This window comes from Burkholderia sp. Ac-20349, from assembly GCF_017104865.1.
Lineage (GTDB): Bacteria > Pseudomonadota > Gammaproteobacteria > Burkholderiales > Burkholderiaceae > Burkholderia > Burkholderia aenigmatica.
Genome location: NZ_JAAGPM010000069.1, coordinates 1 through 18,568 on the forward strand (window position 1 = coordinate 1; position 18,568 = coordinate 18,568).

An 18,568-nucleotide genomic window follows, 5' to 3' on the forward strand; every position below is an offset into this window, starting at 1 on the left:
CACGGCGGGATCGAGCGCATCCAGGGGCATGCGCAGGGGCGGCTCGTGATCGCGGCAGCCCCGCGCGCGGACGACGCCGGCCAGTCGCCGGCCCGCGGCGGTGCGGTGGCGGCACTGCTCGAACGCGCGCGCCGCCACGCGAATCACGCGGAGGTGCTCGGTTATGTTTGACCTCTGGTGGCCCGAACTGCTCGACGCGATCCGCGACACGCTGTCGATGGTTGCCGCATCGGCCGTGATCGCGGCGCTGATCGGCATCCCGCTCGCGGTGATCCTCGTGACGACTGCGCCCGGCGGCATCTACGAGCGGCGCGGCGCCAACGCGGTGCTCGGCGCGCTCGTCAACGTGTTCCGCTCGACGCCGTTCATCATCCTGCTCGTCGCGCTGCTGCCGTTTACGCGCGTGCTGATCGGCACGACGATCGGCGTCTGGGCGGCCGTCGTGCCGCTGTCGATCGCCGCGATCCCGTTCTTCGCGCGGATCGCCGAGGTGAGCCTGCGCGAAGTCGATCGCGGGCTGATCGAGGCCGCGCTCGCAATGGGTGCGAAGCGCCGCCACATCGTCTGGCACGTGCTGTTGCCCGAAGCGCTGCCCGGCATGCTCGGCGGCTTCACCATTACCGTCGTCGCGCTGATCGGCTCGACCGCGATGGCGGGCGCCGTCGGCGCGGGCGGGCTCGGCGATCTCGCGATCCGCTACGGCTACCAGCGTTTCGACACCACCGTCATGGCGACCGTGATCGTGATCCTGATCGCGCTCGTCTCGGCCGTGCAAATCACGGGCGACCGCCTGGTCCGACGCGTGACCCGGCGTACCTGAGCGACGTCACGAGCGTCCGCTCGCTTCATTCCTGATCCTGAGAGAACACAACCTATGACTTTGCCCATCGGCGCACCGCGCGAATGGAACGGACAATTCGAGGAAGCGCTGTTTCTCGACGTGGCACGACGCCATCGCCCGGACTTCCCGGCGAAGCTCGCCACGCCGCCGCGCGAGCCGCGCAATGACGACGAACGGGCCGCCGTCGCCGATTACTACACGAAGATGGCGTCGCACGACCTGTTCATCGTGCAGGTCGTCGCGAAGGCGATCGACACGCTGTTCAGCAACGATCCGCATTTCCAGCTGATCCTGTCGCGCCAGCTCGGCGACGACGGCGCGCACGCGGTGATCGGCCGCGAACGCGTGACCGAACTGACGGGGCGCGATCCGCTGCCGGAAGTCGACCGGCTCGTCGCCGCGCACTGGGCGCGCATCGGCGACATCGCGGTGCGTGATGTCGCGGGCTTTCTCGCGTTCGAATGGCATTACGAGCTGCACATCCTCGCGAAGCTGTGGATCCAGCGCAAGACCGGCCGTATCGGCGATTCCGCGATGCGCGAGCACGGCGAGAACCGGATCCGGCCGGACGAGGAGTGGCATCGCGTGCAGATCGTCCAGTGGTGGTTCGACACGTTGAAGGCGCTGCCGGCGGCGGAACGCGACGCGCTGATCGATCGCGTGATCGCGGCCGACGAGGAAACGCAGGCGCGGCTCGATGGTTATCTGCACGACGAGTACGCGCACACCGCGCAGGTATTCGGCGCGGATATCGCCGAATACCGCGCGATCTACGACGACTGGCGGCGCGAGATCCTGGCGCGGCTGACCGGCCGCCGGCTCGGCGCGCTCGTGCCGCTGTCGGATGAAGCGGTTGCACAGGAAGCCGTCGCATGAACGATCCACGTGGCCCGGCGACCTTCGCGCCCGATACCGATACGCCCGCCCTCGACGGCGCCGCGCTGACCCGCGCGATCGGCGCGCTGCGCGCCACTGCCGCAGCGCGCGATCGCGCGGGCGGTCACGCGGCGAAGGAGAAGCAGTGGCTCGCCGACGCGGGTTTGCTGACGCTCGCGGTTCCGCGTGCGCTCGGCGGCCAGGAGGCGGCGTGGCCGGCGATCTACGACGTGATCCGGCAGATCGCGCGCGTCGATAGCGCGCTCGCGCATCTCGTCGGATTCCAGTGCCTGCAGGTGGTGAGCGTCGACGTGTGGGGCAACGCCGCGCAGCGCGAGCGCTATCTGCGTGGCACGGTCGAGCAGCAATGGTGGTGGGGCAATGCGGTCAATCCGCTCGACACGCGGCTCGTGGCCACGGCGACGCCTGACGGCGGCTACCGGCTCGACGGCGTGAAGGGCTTCTGCTCAGGCACGCGCGGCTCGCAGCGGATGACGGTGTCCGCGTACGATCCGGACACTGGCCGCACCGTGTTCGGCGTGGTGCCGACCGATCGCGCGGGAATCACGGTCAACGAAGACTGGGATCCGATCGGCCAGCGCCAGACCGACAGCGGCAGCGTGCGCTTCGACGGTGTGGCGCTCGCGCCGGACGAGGTGCTGCACCGCTCCGAGGCGCCGCCGACCCCGCGTGCGACGCTACGCACGCTCGTGTCGCAGCTCGTGCTGACGAACCTGTTCGTCGGGCTCGCGGAAGGTGCGCTGGCGGAAGCGCGCGACTACGTGCTGACGCAGGGCCGCCCGTGGATCCAGTCGGCGGTCGCGCAGGCGAGCGACGATCCGTACACGCTGCAGCGCTTCGGCGACATGCGCGTGCGGGCGATCTCGGCGGCGGCGCTGGCCGATCGCGCGGCCGCCGCGTTGCAGCGCGCGTGGGTGCGGCAGGATGCGTTGACGGCGGACGAGCGCGCCGAGGTGGCGCTCGCGGTATCGGAGGCGAAGATCGTCGCCCAGCGCGCGGCGCTCGAGAACGGCGAGGCGCTGTTCGACGCATGCGGCGCACGCGCGACGGCCGCGCCGCTCGGCCTCGACCGCTTCTGGCGGAACGCGCGCACGCATACGCTGCATGATCCGCTCGACTACCGGCTGCGCGATGTGGGCCGGTTCGCGTTGACGGGCGAGTTGCCGACGGCGTCGCTCTATACGTAAGTGAGCGCGCGCTCCGTTACTGGTCGACGGTCGGCAGGGCTTCCGGCGGGACGGCCACCGCGGCGGGCGCGAGCGTGGGCTGACCGGCCAGCGGTGCGCCGCCCTCCACGCCGGCGCGCTTGAACGACACCAGTTCGTTCGAGTAGCGTGCATTCCGCGTCCCGTTCGTGTCGTAGAACTCCTCGACCGACTTGACCCAGCGGCCGACCGCCGGCACGTACCAGAACGCCATGTAGGTCTTGCCGGTCCCTTCCGCCATCCCGCTGTTGCGGCTCTGCATCACGATCGTCGAGCCGTTCGCGTTGCGTGACACGCCGGACGTGACCGATTGCCCCGGCGCGAGCTGCGCCTTCCACGTGCCTTCGGCCTCGACCTTGATTGCATCGAACTTGCCGCCCGCTACGGTGACGGTGTCGGGGCCGACAACCTTGTAGTGCGTCTCGTACGCTTCCGACGCGTGCCGCGGATTCGGGTGCGACTCGCTGTACTGGATCGTCCACGTCTTGCCGACCGTCAGCGGAAACGCCAGCGGACGGTTCACCACGGTTTCCGTGCCGTTGACGCTGCGCGAACGGCTCCAGTCCGCGTCCACGATCAGTTCCCGCGGCGCCTGCGTCGTGCCGCTCTGCTGGGTTTCGACGTAGATGTGGTCGGACGTCGTGCGCTGCACGGAAATCTGGTCGCGCGTCTGGTGCCAGCCGTTCGGGCCGATTTCGACAGTGTTGATGTAGGTCCAGGTATCGCCAGGCTTCAGCACGGGGGCCGCGATCGACTGGGCGAGCGCGATACCGGGCAGCACGGCGCAGAGCGACAACGCAACGAAGGTTTTCTTTTTCATGGTGTGTGGAGGGGGGCCATCGGTCTCGCCGGGAAGCTTATCAATCACACCTTTCAATCGGCATGCCGCGTGCGGTGCCGCCGTGTCGAACCCGGCACGTCGGCGGGATTGTGAATCGCCGACGCACGACCGGCATGCTGGACGTTTGAAATGATATGTTATATCGTTGCGATACAATGTATCACTCGATGATCGCCCACCTTCCTTCCGGAATCGCCCGATGAGCTCCGCACTCCACCCGTCCACGCGGCTTCCCGTGACCGTCCTGTCCGGCTTCCTCGGCGCCGGCAAGACGACGCTGCTCAACCACATCCTGAACAATCGCGAGGGCCGGCGTGTCGCGGTCATCGTCAACGACATGTCCGAGGTCAACATCGACGCCGCGCTCGTGCGCGATGGCGGCGCGGGGCTGTCGCGCACCGACGAGAAGCTGGTCGAGATGAGCAACGGCTGCATCTGCTGCACGCTGCGCGAGGATCTGCTGATCGAGGTCGACCGGCTCGCGCGCGAAGGGCGGTTCGACCAGCTCGTGATCGAATCGACCGGCATCTCGGAGCCGCTGCCGGTGGCCGAGACGTTCACGTTCGAAGGCGAGGACGGCCGTAGCCTCGGCGAAGTCGCGCGGCTCGACACGATGGTGACGGTGGTCGATGCGTTCAATTTCCTGCGCGACTACGCGTCGCGCGACAGCCTGCAGTCGCGCGGCGAATCGATGGGCGACGAGGATGCGCGCACGGTGGTCGATCTGCTGATCGACCAGATCGAGTTCTGCGACGTGATCGTGATCAACAAGATCGACCTGATCGACGCAAGCGCGCGCGAGCGACTCGTCGCGCTGCTGCGCGGCTTGAACCCGCGCGCGCGGATCGAGATCGCCGAATTCGGCAAGGTGCCGCTCGAGCGCGTGCTCGACACGGGCCTGTTCGATTTCGACGCGGCGTCGCGCGCGCCGGGCTGGCTGCAGGAGATGCGCGGCACGCATACGCCCGAGACCGACGAATACGGGATCCGCAGCTTCGTCTACCGCGCGCGGCGGCCGTTCCACCCGCAGCGTTTCTTCGATTTCGTCGAAAGCGAATGGCCGGGCGTCGTCCGCTCGAAAGGGTTCTTCTGGCTCGCCACCCACCCGACCGTCGCCGGTTCGTGGTCCCAGGCCGGCGCGATCGCGCGGCACGGGCCGGCCGGCTACTGGTGGGCGGCCATGCCGCCCGAGCGCTGGCCGCAGGACGCGGAAGCCGTTGCGCAGATCCGTGCGCGCTGGGACGAACGCGTCGGCGATGCGCGGCAGGAACTCGTGCTGATCGGCATGGACATGGACGAGCCCGCGCTGCGCGCGCGCTTCGACGCGTGTCTGCTGACCGACACCGAAATGGCCACCGGCCCCGACCACTGGACCACGTGGGACAACCCGTTTCACGACTGGTCGTGACCTGAACGCGCTTCCTGCATCGATCCGGATGGAGAAGGCGCTCCACCGGATCCCGAGCATGAATGCACCGCTTCCCGATATTTGCCTGACCGACGCCGCGCCGGGCCACCGCCCGCTCGAATGGGTCGGCATGCAGGGCATCGACCTGCCCGTCGCGGTGGCCGAGCCCGGCTGCCGGCGCGACGTGCATGCGCGCGCCGACGTACAGGTCGATCTGCCCGCGCCGCACGTGAAGGGCATCCACATGTCGCGGCTGTACCGGCTGCTCGACGGGCTCGGCGACGGCGCGGCGCTGTCGCCGGCCGGTCTTCAGCAGGTGTTGCAAGCCATGGTCGACAGCCATCTCGACTGCGATACGCGCAGTGCGCGGCTGCGGCTGCGCTTCGACCTGCTGGCGCGTCGCGCCGCGCTGGTGACCGACGGGCTGGCCGGGTGGAAGGCCTATCCGGTTCGTGTCGACGCGACGCTGAGCGGCGCGGGGTTCGAGCTGCGCGCGCAGGTGACGGTCGTCTATTCGTCGACGTGCCCGTGCTCGGCCGCCTTGTCGCGGCACTGGGTCGAGCAGGCGTTCCTGACGGCATTCGGCCGCGACGATCGCGTGGAGCCGGCGGCGGTCGCTGCGTGGCTGAAACGGCATGCGACGGCGGCCACGCCGCACAGCCAGCGCAGCGAAGCCGTCGTCAGCGTGAGGCTGCCGGCCGATGGCGCGACGCTGGGGCTGGTCGACCTGATCGACCGTATCGAGCACGCACTCGGCACGCCGGTGCAGACGGCCGTCAAGCGCGCGGACGAGCAGGCATTCGCGGTGCTGAACGGCGAGAACCTGATGTTCGTCGAGGATGCCGCACGCCGCGTCCAGGCCGCGCTGGACGGCCGCCATGCGAGCCCGCGCGTGCACGTGCGCCATCTGGAAAGCCTGCATCCGCACGATGCGGTGGCCTGGGCCGCGCCGGTGCGCGAAGGCGCCGACGCATGCTGATCCGCAAGCTGTTCCGGTTCGAGAACGCGCACGTCGTGCGCGGCTGCAGCACGCGGCGCTGTTCGCATTCGATCCACGGCCATTCGTACCGCGTCGAATTGCTGCTCGAAGCGCATGCACTGGATCGCGGGCAGATGATCTACGACTTCGGGCTGCTCAAGGGCGACGTGCGCGACCTGATCGACGCGTTCGACCATGCGGTGACGCTGTGGTCGGATGACGACCCCGGCTATGTCGAGAGCATGCGCCGGCATTCCGAACGCTGGGTGCTGCTGCCCGTGTCGCCGAGCGCCGAGCAGTTCTCGCGCGTGTTCTTCCGCCTCGTCGATGCGGCGCTGTCCTGCACCCGGATGGCGAACGGCGAAGCCGACGTGCGGCTGCATTCGGTCATCGTTCACGAGACCGAGACCGGTTACGCGCAGTGTTTTCGCGACGATGCGTTCAACCCGCGCATGGGCCGTATCGACCTGGACGACATCGTGTTCGCGCCGGCCATCGCCGGGCAGTGGCGCGATCCGGGCCTGTTCGAGCGGATCAAGCGCGGCCGCCCCATTTCCAGTCAGGCATCCTGATGATCAGAAAGAACCCGCGCGGCGACCTGCCGCAGATTCACCCGAGCGCATTCGTCGATCCGACCGCCATTCTGTGCGGGCTCGTGATCGTCGAGGAGAACGTGTTCATCGGCCCGTACGCGGTGATCCGCGCCGACGAAACGGATAGCGGCGGCCGGATCGCGCCGATCGTGATCGGTGCGCATTCGAACATCCAGGACGGCGTGGTGATCCATTCGAAGTCGGGCGCGAGCGTCACCATCGGCCGGCATACGTCGATCGCGCATCGCGCGATCGTCCACGGGCCGTGCAAGGTCGGTAACGGCGTGTTCGTCGGCTTCAACAGCGTGCTGTTCAACTGCACGATCGACGATGGCTGTGTGGTGCGCTACAACGCGGTCGTCGACGGCTGCCACCTGCCGCCGGGTTTCTACGTGCGTTCGACCGAGCGCATCGGGCCGGAAACCGACCTCGCCGCCTTGCCGCAGGTGACGGCCGACGCGAGCGATTTCTCCGAGGACGTCGCGCGCACGAACAATGCGCTGGTGCTGGGCTACAAGCACATCCAGAACGAGTTCTGAATCATGGACGAGCCCATTCGACGCGAAGGGGGCGCGGGCGACGCGCTGCAGCGACGGCACGCCGACCTGCTCGTGCACGGCGGCACGGCGATCACGTCCAACGGTGCCGAGCGGATCGACATCGCGTGCGCGGGCGGCCGTGTCGTCGCGCTGGGCGCGTTGCACGGCACCTGGAGCGCCGATGTCCGGCTGAATGCCGGCGGCCTGCATGTGCTGCCGGGCGTCGTCGACAGCCAGGTGCATTTCCGCGAACCCGGCCTGACGCACAAGGAGACCATCGAGGCCGGCACGCGCGGCGCGGTGCTCGGCGGCGTCACGACGATCTTCGAGATGCCCAACACGCATCCGCTGACGCTGACCGCGCAGGATCTGCAGGCCAAGCTGGATCTCGCGCACGGCCGTGCGTGGTGCGACTACGCGTTCTACATCGGCGGCTCGGCCGCGAACGCCGAACGACTGCCGGTGCTCGAGAACCTGCCGGGCTGCGCGGGCGTGAAGGTCTTCATGGGCAGTTCGTTCGGCGATCTGCTGGCCGACGACGAAGCCGTGTTGCGCCGGATCGTGCGCAACGGGCGGCGGCGCATGGCCGTGCACGCGGAGGACGAGGCGCGGCTGCGCGAACGCCGGGCGCTCGTGGAGGCGAGCGGCGACGTGCGCGATCATCATCGCTGGCGCGACACGGAAAGCGCACTGGCCGCGACGCGGCGCATCGTCGGGCTGGCCGCCGAGACGGGCCGCCGGCTGCATGTGCTGCACGTGTCCACCGCCGACGAAATGGCGTTGCTCGCGCGGCACCGGCATCGCGTGACCGTCGAGGTCACGCCGCATCACCTGAGCCTGCACGCCCCCGATTGCTACGCGCGGCTCGGCACGTTCGCGCAGATGAATCCGCCGGTGCGCGAACGGCATCATCAGGACGCGCTGTGGCAGGCCGTTCGCGATGGCGTGGTCGACGTGATCGGCAGCGATCACGCGCCGCATACGCGCGACGAAAAGCGCCGCCCCTATCCGCAGTCGCCGAGCGGGATGACCGGCGTGCAGACGCTGCTGCCGCTGATGCTCGATCACGTGCAGGCGGGCCGCCTGAGCCTCGCGCGGCTGGTCGACCTGACCAGCGCCGGGCCGGCGCGGATCTTCGGCATCGCGGGGAAGGGGCGGATTGCGGTGGGCTACGACGCCGATTTCAGCCTCGTCGACTTGCGCGCGCGCCGCATCATCCGCGACGAATGGATCGCCAGCGTGAGCGGCTGGACGCCGTACGACGGGTGCGCGGTGACGGGCTGGCCCGTGCACACGGTCGTGCGCGGACAAATTGTCGTGCGCGACGGTGCGCTGAACGGGGCGCCGGCCGGGCAGGCCGTGACGTTTCTGGATGCGGCGGCGTAGCGACGCGTTACCCGTTCAGTGCGCGGGGTTCCGGATGAGCACGTAAGCCTTCCCCGACGGAGCCTGCACGACCGACAGGCCGTCGGCGATCGTGCCGTCGCTCTTGCTGACGGCCGGCTGGCCTGCTGCAGGCGAGAAGAGCCATGCGCCGGGATATTTCTCGCGGAATCCGGGTGCCAAGGACGAGACCTTGGTTCCGGCGGGGTAGGTGAACTCACCGACGCTGGCGGCGCGCGCCAGGGTGCCGGACGCGAGGGCCACGACGCGATGTTGCCGGTCGAGATTCAACACCGGGCTACGCAACGGCAATCCGGCCAGTTCGAACAGGGCGCCTTCGGCGACAGTCAGGTGCCAATAGTCGTTGTCACGCGAGCCGTCGAGATACAGGGTCGTGCCTCTGATCAGGGTCGACCCGGCCGGCACGAGGGAACCGGCCACGCGGTTGCCGTCGGCCAGGTGGCACCACCAGAGCGTCTTGATCCGGGCATCCTTGCGCAACACGATTTCCAGCGGCCCGCCCGGACCGCACACCCATCCGTCGATCGGGCGGGGGCCGGTGACGGTCAGCGACAGGGCCGTGAGGGTGACGGGCGACTGGTCGTGCCACGGTGTTTCGTCGTCGTATTCCGACGCCGGCCGCAGCGCCACGGCGGGAATGCCGTAGACGCTGACCTCATGCGGAAACGTGGCCTCGTCGATCGATGCCAGGTTGCCGGCAGTCGTGAGCGACAGGGTGGTGCCGGCCGGCATGTCGACGCCCAGCAAGTGAGTGGCCTTCTCCAGCGTCGGATGCCGCGCGGCCTCCTCCTTTCTGGATTGCAGGTCGATCCGCAGATAGGCGATCGCCAGCACCACAAAGAAGCTGCTCGTCACGCACAGCGTGCCGAACAGGCCAGATGCGCGTCCCCGGTGCGTGCGAAACCATCCGCGAGCGCGAGACGACAACGCCAGCGTGACAGCCCAGACCAGCACGGACACGGTCGCCAGAAACGAAAGGCCGAGCACGATGAAGAAGGCGCCGGAGAAAATCGGAGCGGCAATCATCGGAAACGCGAACGACGGAATGGATTCATTGTTGGAATGGCCTCGACGCCGCGGGACATGCCGGCATCGTCAGGTGAAGGGTGCCGCCACGCGGTCGGCCCTCGGTGGCGGACGGTCTTTCAGGATCTTGTACGAATGGCGCACATTGTAGTGTTCAAACGCGATTGTCCGGCGCCGGCCGCGTGCATGTCAGGTGCGTTTCCGTCACGACGCCGTCGAGACTACCCCGGCAACGCGTCCGCCAGCGCCCGCATCGCGTCCACCGTCTCCGGGTTCGCCGGAAAGAACGCCTCGATCGCGAGTTCCGACAGTGTCACGTCGACCGGCGTGCCGAACACCGTCGTCGTACTGAAGAACGTCAGCTCGCCGGCCGCCGTGCGCAACCGCAGCGGCACGGCGATATCCGCGAAGTCGGTGCGCGCATGCGTGTCGTCGGGCTGGCCGGCCGGCGCCGGATAGGCGGCGAGTTCGTCGCGCAGCGTGTGCAGCGTACGGTCGCCGCTTGCATCGATCTGCCGCTGCAGCCGATGCAGGATGTGCGCGCGCCATTCATGCCAGTTGACGATCTGCGACGCGAGGCCGTCCGGATGCAGGCTCAGCCGCAGCACGTTGACGGGCGGCTGCAGCAACGCCGGATCGGCCTGCGCGACCAGCGCGCCGAGCATCCGGTTCGCGGCGAGCAGCGTCCAGTGGCGGTCCACGGCGAGCGCCGGGTAGGGCTCGTGGCCGCGCAGCACCGCTTCGACCGCATGGCGCGCGGCATCCAGTTGCGGATCCGAAAACGGCCGTTCGCGAAACAGCGGCGCGAAGCCGGCCGCAACGAGCAGCGCATTGCGCTCGCGCAGCGGCACGTCGAGACGCTCCGCGAGATGCAGCACCATCTCGCGGCTCGGCTGCGCGCGGCCCGATTCGACGAAGCTCAGATGGCGCGCGGAGACTTCCGCGTCGAGCGCAAGCGCCATCTGGCTCAGGCGCCGGCGTTGCCGCCACGTGCGCAACAGCGGGCCGATGCCGGATGCGCGGCTGGCGGACGGGGAGGGCGAATGCAGGGCGGCGGTCGGGTTCATGACGCTGATGATAGGCAATCCCGCGCACCTTGGGCATTACCTGCGACGTAAGCAGCGCGCCGTTTCTCGGGCGTGTCGCGTCGCTGCGTTACCATAGCCCCCGTGCCAACTGAGAGACGACGCCGGACCCGCGATTGAAAACGCCTGGGCCGACGCCGTGCATATTTACGACAAGGCATTCCAGGGGAATCCAACAATGAAAAAACTTGCCGTCCGGCTCGCCTGCGTGGCGACGCTTGCATTCGCCGTGACCACCAGCTACGCGCAGACCGAAGCTGCGCAGGTGGAAATGAGGGCCGCCGCCGCGGCCGCCAACGACGCGGTCGTGAAGGGCCCGACCGATATCGACGTGAAACACGAAGCCGTGCTGAAGCTGAAGGCCGGCGAATCGTTCGTGCCGGCCGCCGAAGCCGGCCGCTACCTGCGCTCGATGGGCAACTCGATCGATGAAACGAAGCTGGTCGGCCTCGTGCTGCCCGACGATCCCGATGCCGACTGGATCTCGGTCGTGTCGTTCGAGCCGAGCGGCTATATCCGCGACGACGACGCGAAGGACTGGAAGCCCGACGAGCTGCTGAAGAGCCTGCAGGCCGGCACCGAGGAAGACAACCCCGGGCGCAAGGAGCGCGGCCTGCCGGAAACCGAAGTGGTCGGCTGGGCGAAGGCGCCTGCGTACGACGCGGCCACGCACCGGCTCGTGTGGTCCGCGATCATCCGCGACAAGGGCGCGGCCCCGAACGCCGAGAACGACGGCGTGAACTACCGGACGCTCGTGCTCGGCCGCGACGGCTACCTGTCGCTGACGATGGCATCGACGCTCGCCGACCTGCCGAAATACAAGGCGTCGGCCGATGACCTGCTGTCGAACATCAGCTTCAACGACGGCAAGCGCTACGCCGATTTCAACAAGTCGACCGACCACGTCGCCGAGTATGGCCTCGCGGCGCTGATCGTCGGCGTCGGCGCGAAGAAGCTCGGCCTGCTCGCGCTGATCGGCGCGTTCGCGGTGAAGTTCTTCAAGATCGGCGCGGTGGCGCTGCTGGCCGGCGGCGCGGCGCTGAAGCGCTTCTTCGGGCGCAAGCCGAAGCCGGCCGCGGTGCCGGCCGTCGCCGACGCATCCGACGTGTCCGGCGCGGAGCGCAAGGAATGACGAAGCTGTTGCTGCTGATTTTCGGCGGCCTCAAGCTCGGCAAGGTGCTCGTGTCGGCGGGCACCATGCTCGCGTCGATCGCGGTCTACGCGCTGTTCTACGGCTGGCGGTTCGCGGCCGGTTTCGTGGCACTGCTGCTGGTGCACGAGGCCGGCCACTACCTCGCCGCGCAGCGGCGCGGGCTCGACGTCGGGCTGCCGACCTTCATCCCGTTTGTCGGCGCGTGGATCCAGTTGAAGGAGATGCCGCACGACGCGGAAACCGAGGCGTATGTCGGGCTCGCCGGGCCGTTCGTCGGTACGCTCGGTGCGCTGGCCTGCTACGCGGCGGCGCGCCACACCGACAGCAACCTGCTGCTCGCGCTGTCGTACACGGGTTTCTTCCTGAACCTGTTCAACATGATTCCGCTGTCGCCGTTCGACGGCGGGCGGATCACCGCGGTGCTGTCGCCGCGCATCTGGTTCGCGGGCGTGCCCGTGCTGATCGCGCTGTTCGTGTATCGCCCGAGCCCGCTGCTGATCGTGATGGCGATCCTCGCGCTGCCGCAGCTGAAACGCGCGTGGCGCTACGATCCCGACGCGCCGGAAAACCGCGTGTACTACGCGACGTCGATCGAGACGAAGACGACCTATGCGCTCTGCTACGTCGGCCTGCTCGCGTTCCTCGCGCTGATGACGTCCGGCGTGCACGACATGCTGCGCGTCGCGCATTCGTCGATCTGACGCCCGATACCTGATGCAAAAACGGCGGCCGGTTTTACGCGGCCGCCGTTTTTTTTGCGTGGTCGAACCTCAGGCGTCGCGATGACGCAATTCGACGCGCCTGATGTCCTTCACGATCACGAGATAGCTGAACACGGTGACGAGCGCGTTCAGCCCGACGAACACGAGTGCGCCGTTGAACGAGCCGCTCGCGCCGACGAGGTAGCCGATCGCGATCGGCGCGACGATCCCGGCCGTGTTGCCGAACATGTTGAACAGGCTGCCCGACAGGCCGATCGCTTCCTTCGGCGCGGTATCCGCGACGACGGCCCAGCCCAGCGAGCCGATGCCCTTGCCGAAGAACGACACGGCCATCAGCGCGATCACCAGCACTTCGCTGTCGACGTAATTGCAGCCGATGATGACCATCGACAGCGCCATCCCGCCGACGATCGGGATCTTGCGCGCGAGCGTCAGCGACACGCCGCGGCGGATCAGCCCGTCCGACAGCATCCCGCCGAGCACGCCGCCGAGGAACCCGCAGATCGCCGGCAGCGACGTCATGAAGCCGGCCTTCAGCAGCGACATCCCGCGCGCCTGCACGAGGTAGATCGGGAACCACGTGAGGAAGAAGTACGTGAGCACGTTCACGCAGTACTGGCCGAGGTACACGCCGATCAGCATCCGGTTCGACAGCAACTGGCGCACGTAGTACCAGCCGGCGACGCGGCTGCTTTCGGAGCGCGAGCCGTTGCTGCCGCGTGCGGCGGTGCGCACCAGGCCGCCACCTTGTTCGATGTGCTCGAGTTCCGCGCGATTCACGGCCGGATGGTCGGCCGGATCCTTCATGACCCGCAGCCACAGGAACGCGAGCGCGACGCCCGCGAGGCCGAGCCACAGATACACCTGGTGCCAGCCGTACGCGTGCGTGAGCCACGCCATCAGCGGCGAGAACACCACGGCCGCGAAGTATTGCGCAGCGTTGAAGATCGCCGACGCGGTGCCGCGCTCGGCGGTCGGAAACCAGCTCGCGACGACCTTCGCGTTCGCGGGAAACGCGGGGGCTTCGGCGATGCCGACCGCGAAGCGCATCGCGAACAGCGCGGCGACCGCGAACGCGGCGCTGCCGCCTAGGCCGATCGTGCTCTGCAGCAGCGTGAACGCCGACCACAGGAAGATGCTGGCCGCATACACGCGGCGCGCGCCGAAGCGGTCGAGCAGCCAGCCGCTCGGCAGTTGCGCGAGCACATACGCCCAGCTGAATGCCGAGAAGATGTAGCCCATCGTCACCGGATCGATGCCGAACGCCTTGCGGATCGGCGTGCCGGTGATCGACAGCGTCGCGCGGTCCGCATAGTTGAGCGTCGTGACGACGAACAGCATCGCCAGGATCCAGTAGCGCACGGCGGTCCGGCGCGCGGTGCGCGCGAGGTCGAGCGGAAGGTCGCGAGAGGTAGTCTGATTAGGCACTTTAATGTATGTCGTCGTATGACATGGTGGCAGTTTATTGGCAATGATCAGAGGCAGAAAGCTCGGGTTTTCCCTTTGGATGATGACGCGAAATCGTCAGTATTTCGAGGATTTGCCCGTTTGGTAAGGATTTGGTGTGTTTTGGCGCCGGCCCGGGTACGAGCGAGAATATTGATTCATGGTGAGCGGACATCGTATCTGTTGGGCTACAATGAGCCACCCATTCCCGAACCACGGAGCACACCCCATGCAACTGACAGGAGAGATGCTGATCGGCGCCGACGCGGTGGCCGGCTCGGCCGGTACCTTGCGCGCGTTCGACCCGTCGAAAGGCGCGCCGATCGACGCGCCGGCGTTCGGCGTCGCGACGCAGGCCGACGTCGAGCGCGCATGCGAACTCGCGCGCGATGCGTTCGATGCATACCGCGCACAGCCGCTCGCGGCCCGCGCGGCGTTTCTCGACGCGATCGCGGATGAAATCGTCGCGCTCGGCGACGCGCTGATCGAGCGCGCACACGCCGAAACGGGCCTGCCTGTCGCGCGGCTGCAGGGCGAGCGCGGCCGCACCGTCGGCCAGCTCCGGCTGTTCGCGCGCGTCGTGCGCGACGGGCGTTTCCTGGCCGTGTCGATCGATCCGGCGCAGCCCGCCCGCACGCCGCTGCCGCGTTCGGACCTGCGGCTGCAGAAAGTCGGGCTCGGGCCCGTCGCCGTGTTCGGCGCGAGCAATTTTCCGCTCGCATTCTCGGTGGCTGGCGGCGATACGGCGTCGGCGCTCGCGGCCGGCTGCCCGGTGATCGTGAAGGCGCACGAGGCACACCTCGGCACGTCCGAGCTGGTTGGCCGCGCGATCCGCGCCGCCGTCGCCAAAACCGGGATGCCGGCCGGCGTGTTCTCGCTGCTGGTCGGCCCCGGCCGCGTGATCGGCGCGGCGCTCGTCAGCCATCCGGCGATCCAGGCCGTCGGTTTCACGGGTTCGCGGCAGGGCGGCATGGCGCTCGTGCAACTCGCGAACGCGCGCCCGCAGCCGATTCCCGTCTACGCGGAAATGAGCAGCATCAACCCCGTCGTGCTGTTCCCGGCGGCGCTCGCCGCACGCGGCGATGCGATCGCGACGGGCTTCGTCGATTCGCTGACGCTCGGCGTCGGTCAGTTCTGTACCAACCCGGGCCTCGTGCTCGCGATCGACGGCCCCGATCTCGACCGCTTCGAAACCGTCGCCGCGCAGGCGCTCGCGAAGAAGCCGGCCGGCGTGATGCTCACGCGCGGCATCGCCGACGCGTATCGCAACGGCCGCGGCAAGCTGGCCGAACTGCCGGGCGTGCGTGAGATCGGCGCGGGCGAGGCGGCGCAGACCGACTGCCAGGCCGGCGGCGCGCTGTACGAAGTCGGTGCGCAGGCGTTCCTGGCCGAGCCGGCGTTCGGCCACGAGGTGTTCGGTCCGGCGTCGCTGATCGTGCGTTGCCGCGATCTCGACGAAGTCGCGCGCGTGCTCGACGCGCTCGAAGGCCAGCTGACGGCCACGCTGCAGCTGGACGCCGACGACAAGCCGCTCGCGCGCCGGCTGCTGCCGATCCTCGAACGCAAGGCCGGGCGCCTGCTCGTGAACGGCTACCCGACCGGCGTCGAGGTGTGCGACGCGATGGTGCACGGCGGGCCGTTCCCCGCAACGTCGAACCCGGCGGTCACGTCGGTCGGCGCGACCGCGATCGAGCGATTCCTGCGGCCCGTGTGTTACCAGGATTTCCCGGACGATCTGCTGCCGGAAGGGTTGCAGGAGCGCAATCCGCTTGAGATTCCGCGGCTGCGGGACGGGAAGGCGGAGTGACGACGCACCTCGATTGAGGGCGCGATCCATTGCGACCGGTGAGCCTGAGTGCTTGCCGGTCGCAACAAACGAAAAGGCGGAAGTGGCCGGTGAGCCGCTTCCGCCTTTTTTGCCTGGCAGGTTTGGGTCGTGCCGATCTCGCCGTGTCAGTGGGCGGGATGCGCGGCGAGCCCCAGGCGGTCTGCTGCGCTCAGCAGGCGCCGGTCGCGTGTCCACAGCTTGCTTCCATCGGTCAGTCGGACCGACGCAAGCAGGTGCGCATCGACGTAGCCGATGCCGAGCCCGTGAAGCGGCACGACATCGACCATGCGCTGAACTTCGTCGTCAGTTGCCGACGTGGCGACGGGAAGGTCGCGCAGCGCATCCAGCACGGTCTGGCGATCTCGCAGGCTGCCGAGCGCGAGTTCGCCGATGACGAAAGGATGGATCAGTACCCGTTCGGTTTCCAGGAGCGCGGTGAGCGTGACGTCACCGGCTCGAAGATGGTCGATCCAGACGGATGTGTCGACAAGAATCATGCTGGCTCCGACGGGCGGCGCGGGATGGATTCGAGATCAGGTTCGGTGCCGCCGAGACGGGCAAGCCGCCGGGCGCTTTCGCGGGCGATCAACGCGCGCAGCGCTTCTTTCACCAAGGCCGATTTTTCGGTCACCCCAGTTAATTGCTGCGCTTTGGCGAGCAGGGCGTCGTCAAGGGACAAGGTAGTGCGCATGGTGCACCTCCGGAAAGGAATGAGGCATCAATTATGGCATCACTTGATGACGATGGTGATGCCTTGACCCGGGTGAGTCATGAATCTGGATCGTGCCGAGGCGGTAGGAAGGATCCGATGCCCCGGGGGGAGCGCCAGCGCTGTGTGGGGAAAAAGAGGTCGTTGATCTTGCCGTCTTCCGCGTCGCCGGAATTTCTCCTACAGTACCGGAGCCCCGGGTCGACCGACCCGCAGGCGAAACCTGAGAGATCCAGAAAAAGACCAAGAGGGAACGGCATCATGAACATCAGCAAACGTGGCGACCACCTGTTCGCGGCCGGGTTGTGGAAAGCGGTCGGCGACGTCGCGAAGTCAGTGCGCACGCAGGTCGGGGAATACAGCGAAGGCCGCGTGCTGGCCAACGCGCTGTTCGAATTGCAGCGCGACCTGGGCGGCAGCGAATTCGACGTGACGATCAACCAGGGGCGGCCCGTCACCGGCTCCGATCCGCATTCGCTCCGATTCGGCCAGGCCGTCAGGCGGTTCAGGCTGGACATGGAGGCGCTGGTGTTCGCGCTGAAACACCGCCGCAGCATCGACGAGCGCGACCCGGGCCTGCGCACCGACGCGCTGACGCAGGCCAACAGCCAGCTTGCCACTGCGAAGCAGTACGCGATGCTCACGATCGGGCGGTTCTTCGACGCAGTCGTCGATCCCGACGTGCTCGACCAGATGCTCGCCAGCGATCCGAACACGCGTGCGCGGCGCTCGGCCACCGGCGCGGAGATCGCCACGACCCGGCTCAGGCTGGGCAGCCTGCGCTACCGGATCGTCGGCACCATTTCGCAGATGTGACGAAAACGGCCGGCCCGCGAAGCGCGGGGCGGCCGTCGAAGAGCGCAAGCGGGGCCGAACGCGCGGCTCCGCGCCGGCACGCGCCGAAGCGTGTGCCGGTTGACTGCCTGCCGCTTACTGCGGCCCCATCTTCTTGATCAGCACGTCGAGTTCCGCGACTTCGTCGTCGGTGAGGTCGACGAGCGGCGCGCGCACCGGGCCCGCGTCATGGCCGACGAGCTTCGCGCCCGCCTTCACGATGCTGACCGCATAGCCTGCGCGGCGATTGCGGATCTTCAGGTACGGCAGGAAGAATTCGTCGATCAGGCGGCCGACCGTTGCGTGGTCGTCCTTCGCGATCGCTTCGTAGAAGTCCATCGCCGTCTTCGGGATGAAGTTGAACACGGCCGACGAATACACCGGCACGCCGAGCGCCTTGTACGCGGCGGCATAGACTTCGGCCGTCGGCAGGCCGCCGAGATACGCGAAACGGTCGCCGAGGCGGCGGCGGATCGTCACCATGCTTTCGATTTCGCCCACGCCGTCCTTGAAGCCGATCAGGTTCGGGCAACGATCGGCGAGGCGCTCGAGCATGTCGGCGTTCAGCTTCGAATTCGCGCGGTTGTACACCACCACGCCGATCTTCAGTGCGCGGCATACCTGCTCGACGTGGTCGGCGATCCCTTCCTGGCTGGCTTCGGTCAGGTAGTGCGGCATCAGCAGCACGCCGCTCGCGCCGAGGCGCTCGGCCTCCTGCGCATATTCGATCGCGACGCGCGTCGCGCCGCCCGCGCCGGCGAGGATCGGCACCTTGCCCTTGCAGGTTTCCGTCGCGACGCGGATCACGTCCGAATACTCGCGCTGCGTGAGCGAGAAGAATTCACCGGTGCCGCCGGCCGCGAACAGCGCGCTCGCACCGTACGGCGCGAGCCATTCCAGGCGCTCGGCGTAGGTGGACGGGCGGAAGCTGCCGTCGACGTCGAAATCCGTCAGCGGAAAGGACAGCAGGCCGTGGGAGATGATCTGTTTGAGTTCTTGCGGTGAAGTCATGGTTGGGTCGTCCGTCTAGCGCGAGTGCTGGGTTCGTCGGGAACGGC

General features: G+C 68.0%; 19 protein-coding genes and 1 pseudogene. 13 read left to right on the forward strand and 7 right to left on the reverse strand.

From position 1 onward, the window contains the following. The 4 genes and pseudogenes from G3N61_RS22015 to G3N61_RS22030 form a co-directional block, all read left to right on the forward strand. A pseudogene (locus G3N61_RS22015) lies at positions 1–171 on the forward strand (NIL domain-containing protein); the annotation flags it as partial. Beyond that, positions 164–820: a methionine ABC transporter permease gene (locus G3N61_RS22020; RefSeq protein WP_175022848.1), complete on the forward strand. Its 657-nt coding sequence runs from the start codon at positions 164–166 to the stop codon at positions 818–820. The pseudogene G3N61_RS22015 and the gene G3N61_RS22020, both read left to right, overlap by 8 nt. 54 nt (positions 821–874) lie before the next feature. Beyond that, entirely contained in the window at positions 875–1,717 is an 843-nt protein-coding gene (locus tag G3N61_RS22025; protein ID WP_205823576.1) for a hypothetical protein, read from the forward strand. Further along, the gene (locus tag G3N61_RS22030) at positions 1,714–2,925 is read left to right on the forward strand and encodes an acyl-CoA dehydrogenase family protein (protein WP_205823577.1); all 1,212 of its coding nucleotides are present in this window, start codon (positions 1,714–1,716) and stop codon (positions 2,923–2,925) included. Before G3N61_RS22025 ends, G3N61_RS22030 begins: the two co-directional genes overlap by 4 nt. A gap of 16 nt (positions 2,926–2,941) precedes the next feature. Here G3N61_RS22030 and G3N61_RS22035 read toward each other — a convergent pair whose 3' ends face one another. Next, positions 2,942–3,763 (reverse strand): hypothetical protein, encoded by an 822-nt coding sequence (locus tag G3N61_RS22035; protein WP_205823578.1) that lies wholly within the window; start codon positions 3,761–3,763, stop codon positions 2,942–2,944. A gap of 220 nt (positions 3,764–3,983) precedes the next feature. On the opposite strand from G3N61_RS22035, the gene zigA reads away from it, so the two are divergent. Genes zigA through G3N61_RS22060 form a run of 5 tightly spaced genes read left to right on the forward strand, consistent with a single transcriptional unit; the run spans position 3,984 to position 8,689 of the window. Continuing rightward, a complete protein-coding gene (gene zigA / locus G3N61_RS22040) occupies positions 3,984–5,192 on the forward strand; it encodes a zinc metallochaperone GTPase ZigA (protein ID WP_205823579.1) in 1,209 nt (402 codons plus the stop codon). A gap of 58 nt (positions 5,193–5,250) precedes the next feature. Further along, positions 5,251–6,171 (forward strand): GTP cyclohydrolase FolE2, encoded by a 921-nt coding sequence (folE2, locus tag G3N61_RS22045; RefSeq protein WP_205823580.1) that lies wholly within the window; start codon positions 5,251–5,253, stop codon positions 6,169–6,171. Continuing rightward, positions 6,165–6,743 (forward strand): 6-carboxytetrahydropterin synthase, encoded by a 579-nt coding sequence (locus G3N61_RS22050; RefSeq protein ID WP_205823581.1) that lies wholly within the window; start codon positions 6,165–6,167, stop codon positions 6,741–6,743. Before folE2 ends, G3N61_RS22050 begins: the two co-directional genes overlap by 7 nt. Next, positions 6,743–7,303, forward strand: a complete 561-nt coding sequence (locus tag G3N61_RS22055; RefSeq protein ID WP_043180884.1) for a carbonate dehydratase — start codon at positions 6,743–6,745, stop codon at positions 7,301–7,303. Before G3N61_RS22050 ends, G3N61_RS22055 begins: the two co-directional genes overlap by 1 nt. Before the next feature lie 3 nt (positions 7,304–7,306). Continuing rightward, positions 7,307–8,689, forward strand: coding sequence for a dihydroorotase (locus G3N61_RS22060; protein ID WP_205823582.1), 1,383 nt, complete (start codon positions 7,307–7,309; stop codon positions 8,687–8,689). Between the two features lie 15 nt (positions 8,690–8,704). On the opposite strand, the gene G3N61_RS22065 is transcribed toward G3N61_RS22060, so the two are convergent. Together G3N61_RS22065 and G3N61_RS22070 are read right to left on the reverse strand one after the other, a co-directional pair. Continuing rightward, positions 8,705–9,733 (reverse strand): hypothetical protein, encoded by a 1,029-nt coding sequence (locus tag G3N61_RS22065; RefSeq protein ID WP_205823583.1) that lies wholly within the window; start codon positions 9,731–9,733, stop codon positions 8,705–8,707. A 221-nt stretch (positions 9,734–9,954) separates the two neighbouring features. Further along, positions 9,955–10,800, reverse strand: coding sequence for a helix-turn-helix transcriptional regulator (locus G3N61_RS22070; protein WP_089451807.1), 846 nt, complete (start codon positions 10,798–10,800; stop codon positions 9,955–9,957). A 196-nt stretch (positions 10,801–10,996) separates the two neighbouring features. On the opposite strand from G3N61_RS22070, the gene G3N61_RS22075 reads away from it, so the two are divergent. Next, a complete protein-coding gene (locus G3N61_RS22075; protein WP_089451808.1) occupies positions 10,997–11,950 on the forward strand; it encodes a DUF2167 domain-containing protein in 954 nt (317 codons plus the stop codon). Next, positions 11,947–12,672, forward strand: coding sequence for a site-2 protease family protein (locus tag G3N61_RS22080; RefSeq protein ID WP_043180875.1), 726 nt, complete (start codon positions 11,947–11,949; stop codon positions 12,670–12,672). Before G3N61_RS22075 ends, G3N61_RS22080 begins: the two co-directional genes overlap by 4 nt. 69 nt (positions 12,673–12,741) lie before the next feature. Here the strand turns inward: G3N61_RS22080 and G3N61_RS22085 are convergent, their stop codons facing one another. Further along, positions 12,742–14,121: an MFS transporter gene (locus G3N61_RS22085; RefSeq protein WP_205823584.1), complete on the reverse strand. Its 1,380-nt coding sequence runs from the start codon at positions 14,119–14,121 to the stop codon at positions 12,742–12,744. Positions 14,122–14,368: 247 nt separating this feature from the next. Between G3N61_RS22085 and G3N61_RS22090 the strand changes: the two genes are divergently transcribed. After that, positions 14,369–15,946 (forward strand): aldehyde dehydrogenase (NADP(+)), encoded by a 1,578-nt coding sequence (locus tag G3N61_RS22090; protein ID WP_205823585.1) that lies wholly within the window; start codon positions 14,369–14,371, stop codon positions 15,944–15,946. Between the two features lie 146 nt (positions 15,947–16,092). Here the strand turns inward: G3N61_RS22090 and G3N61_RS22095 are convergent, their stop codons facing one another. Further along, positions 16,093–16,464 (reverse strand): type II toxin-antitoxin system VapC family toxin, encoded by a 372-nt coding sequence (locus G3N61_RS22095; protein ID WP_205823586.1) that lies wholly within the window; start codon positions 16,462–16,464, stop codon positions 16,093–16,095. After that, a complete protein-coding gene (locus G3N61_RS22100) occupies positions 16,461–16,658 on the reverse strand; it encodes a type II toxin-antitoxin system VapB family antitoxin (RefSeq protein ID WP_069252544.1) in 198 nt (65 codons plus the stop codon). The genes G3N61_RS22095 and G3N61_RS22100 overlap by 4 nt, the downstream gene beginning before the upstream one ends. Before the next feature lie 279 nt (positions 16,659–16,937). Between G3N61_RS22100 and G3N61_RS22105 the strand changes: the two genes are divergently transcribed. Beyond that, positions 16,938–17,492 carry a hypothetical protein gene (locus tag G3N61_RS22105; RefSeq protein ID WP_089451812.1) on the forward strand — a complete coding sequence of 185 codons (555 nt, stop codon included), beginning with the start codon at positions 16,938–16,940 and terminating at the stop codon, positions 17,490–17,492. Positions 17,493–17,606: 114 nt separating this feature from the next. Here the strand turns inward: G3N61_RS22105 and kdgD are convergent, their stop codons facing one another. Further along, a complete protein-coding gene (gene kdgD / locus G3N61_RS22110; RefSeq protein WP_043180868.1) occupies positions 17,607–18,521 on the reverse strand; it encodes a 5-dehydro-4-deoxyglucarate dehydratase in 915 nt (304 codons plus the stop codon). Between the last annotated feature and the right edge of the window lie 47 nt (positions 18,522–18,568).

What these genes read in the sequence shown, in the direction of transcription:
- folE2 (WP_205823580.1), top strand. Translation starts at nt 5,251, where the DNA reads ATGAATGCACCGCTTCCCGATATTTGCCTGACCGACGCCGCGCCGGGC.
- G3N61_RS22075 (WP_089451808.1), top strand. Translation starts at nt 10,997, where the DNA reads ATGAAAAAACTTGCCGTCCGGCTCGCCTGCGTGGCGACGCTTGCATTC.
- G3N61_RS22055 (WP_043180884.1), top strand. Translation starts at nt 6,743, where the DNA reads ATGATCAGAAAGAACCCGCGCGGCGACCTGCCGCAGATTCACCCGAGC.
- G3N61_RS22080 (WP_043180875.1), top strand. Translation starts at nt 11,947, where the DNA reads ATGACGAAGCTGTTGCTGCTGATTTTCGGCGGCCTCAAGCTCGGCAAG.
- G3N61_RS22060 (WP_205823582.1), top strand. Translation starts at nt 7,307, where the DNA reads ATGGACGAGCCCATTCGACGCGAAGGGGGCGCGGGCGACGCGCTGCAG.
- G3N61_RS22025 (WP_205823576.1), top strand. Translation starts at nt 875, where the DNA reads ATGACTTTGCCCATCGGCGCACCGCGCGAATGGAACGGACAATTCGAG.
- G3N61_RS22050 (WP_205823581.1), top strand. Translation starts at nt 6,165, where the DNA reads ATGCTGATCCGCAAGCTGTTCCGGTTCGAGAACGCGCACGTCGTGCGC.
- G3N61_RS22030 (WP_205823577.1), top strand. Translation starts at nt 1,714, where the DNA reads ATGAACGATCCACGTGGCCCGGCGACCTTCGCGCCCGATACCGATACG.
- G3N61_RS22095 (WP_205823586.1), bottom strand. Translation starts at nt 16,464, where the DNA reads ATGATTCTTGTCGACACATCCGTCTGGATCGACCATCTTCGAGCCGGT.
- G3N61_RS22100 (WP_069252544.1), bottom strand. Translation starts at nt 16,658, where the DNA reads ATGCGCACTACCTTGTCCCTTGACGACGCCCTGCTCGCCAAAGCGCAG.
- G3N61_RS22020 (WP_175022848.1), top strand. Translation starts at nt 164, where the DNA reads ATGTTTGACCTCTGGTGGCCCGAACTGCTCGACGCGATCCGCGACACG.
- G3N61_RS22035 (WP_205823578.1), bottom strand. Translation starts at nt 3,763, where the DNA reads ATGAAAAAGAAAACCTTCGTTGCGTTGTCGCTCTGCGCCGTGCTGCCC.
- zigA (WP_205823579.1), top strand. Translation starts at nt 3,984, where the DNA reads ATGAGCTCCGCACTCCACCCGTCCACGCGGCTTCCCGTGACCGTCCTG.
- G3N61_RS22065 (WP_205823583.1), bottom strand. Translation starts at nt 9,733, where the DNA reads ATGATTGCCGCTCCGATTTTCTCCGGCGCCTTCTTCATCGTGCTCGGC.
- G3N61_RS22090 (WP_205823585.1), top strand. Translation starts at nt 14,369, where the DNA reads ATGCAACTGACAGGAGAGATGCTGATCGGCGCCGACGCGGTGGCCGGC.
- kdgD (WP_043180868.1), bottom strand. Translation starts at nt 18,521, where the DNA reads ATGACTTCACCGCAAGAACTCAAACAGATCATCTCCCACGGCCTGCTG.
- G3N61_RS22070 (WP_089451807.1), bottom strand. Translation starts at nt 10,800, where the DNA reads ATGAACCCGACCGCCGCCCTGCATTCGCCCTCCCCGTCCGCCAGCCGC.
- G3N61_RS22105 (WP_089451812.1), top strand. Translation starts at nt 16,938, where the DNA reads ATGAACATCAGCAAACGTGGCGACCACCTGTTCGCGGCCGGGTTGTGG.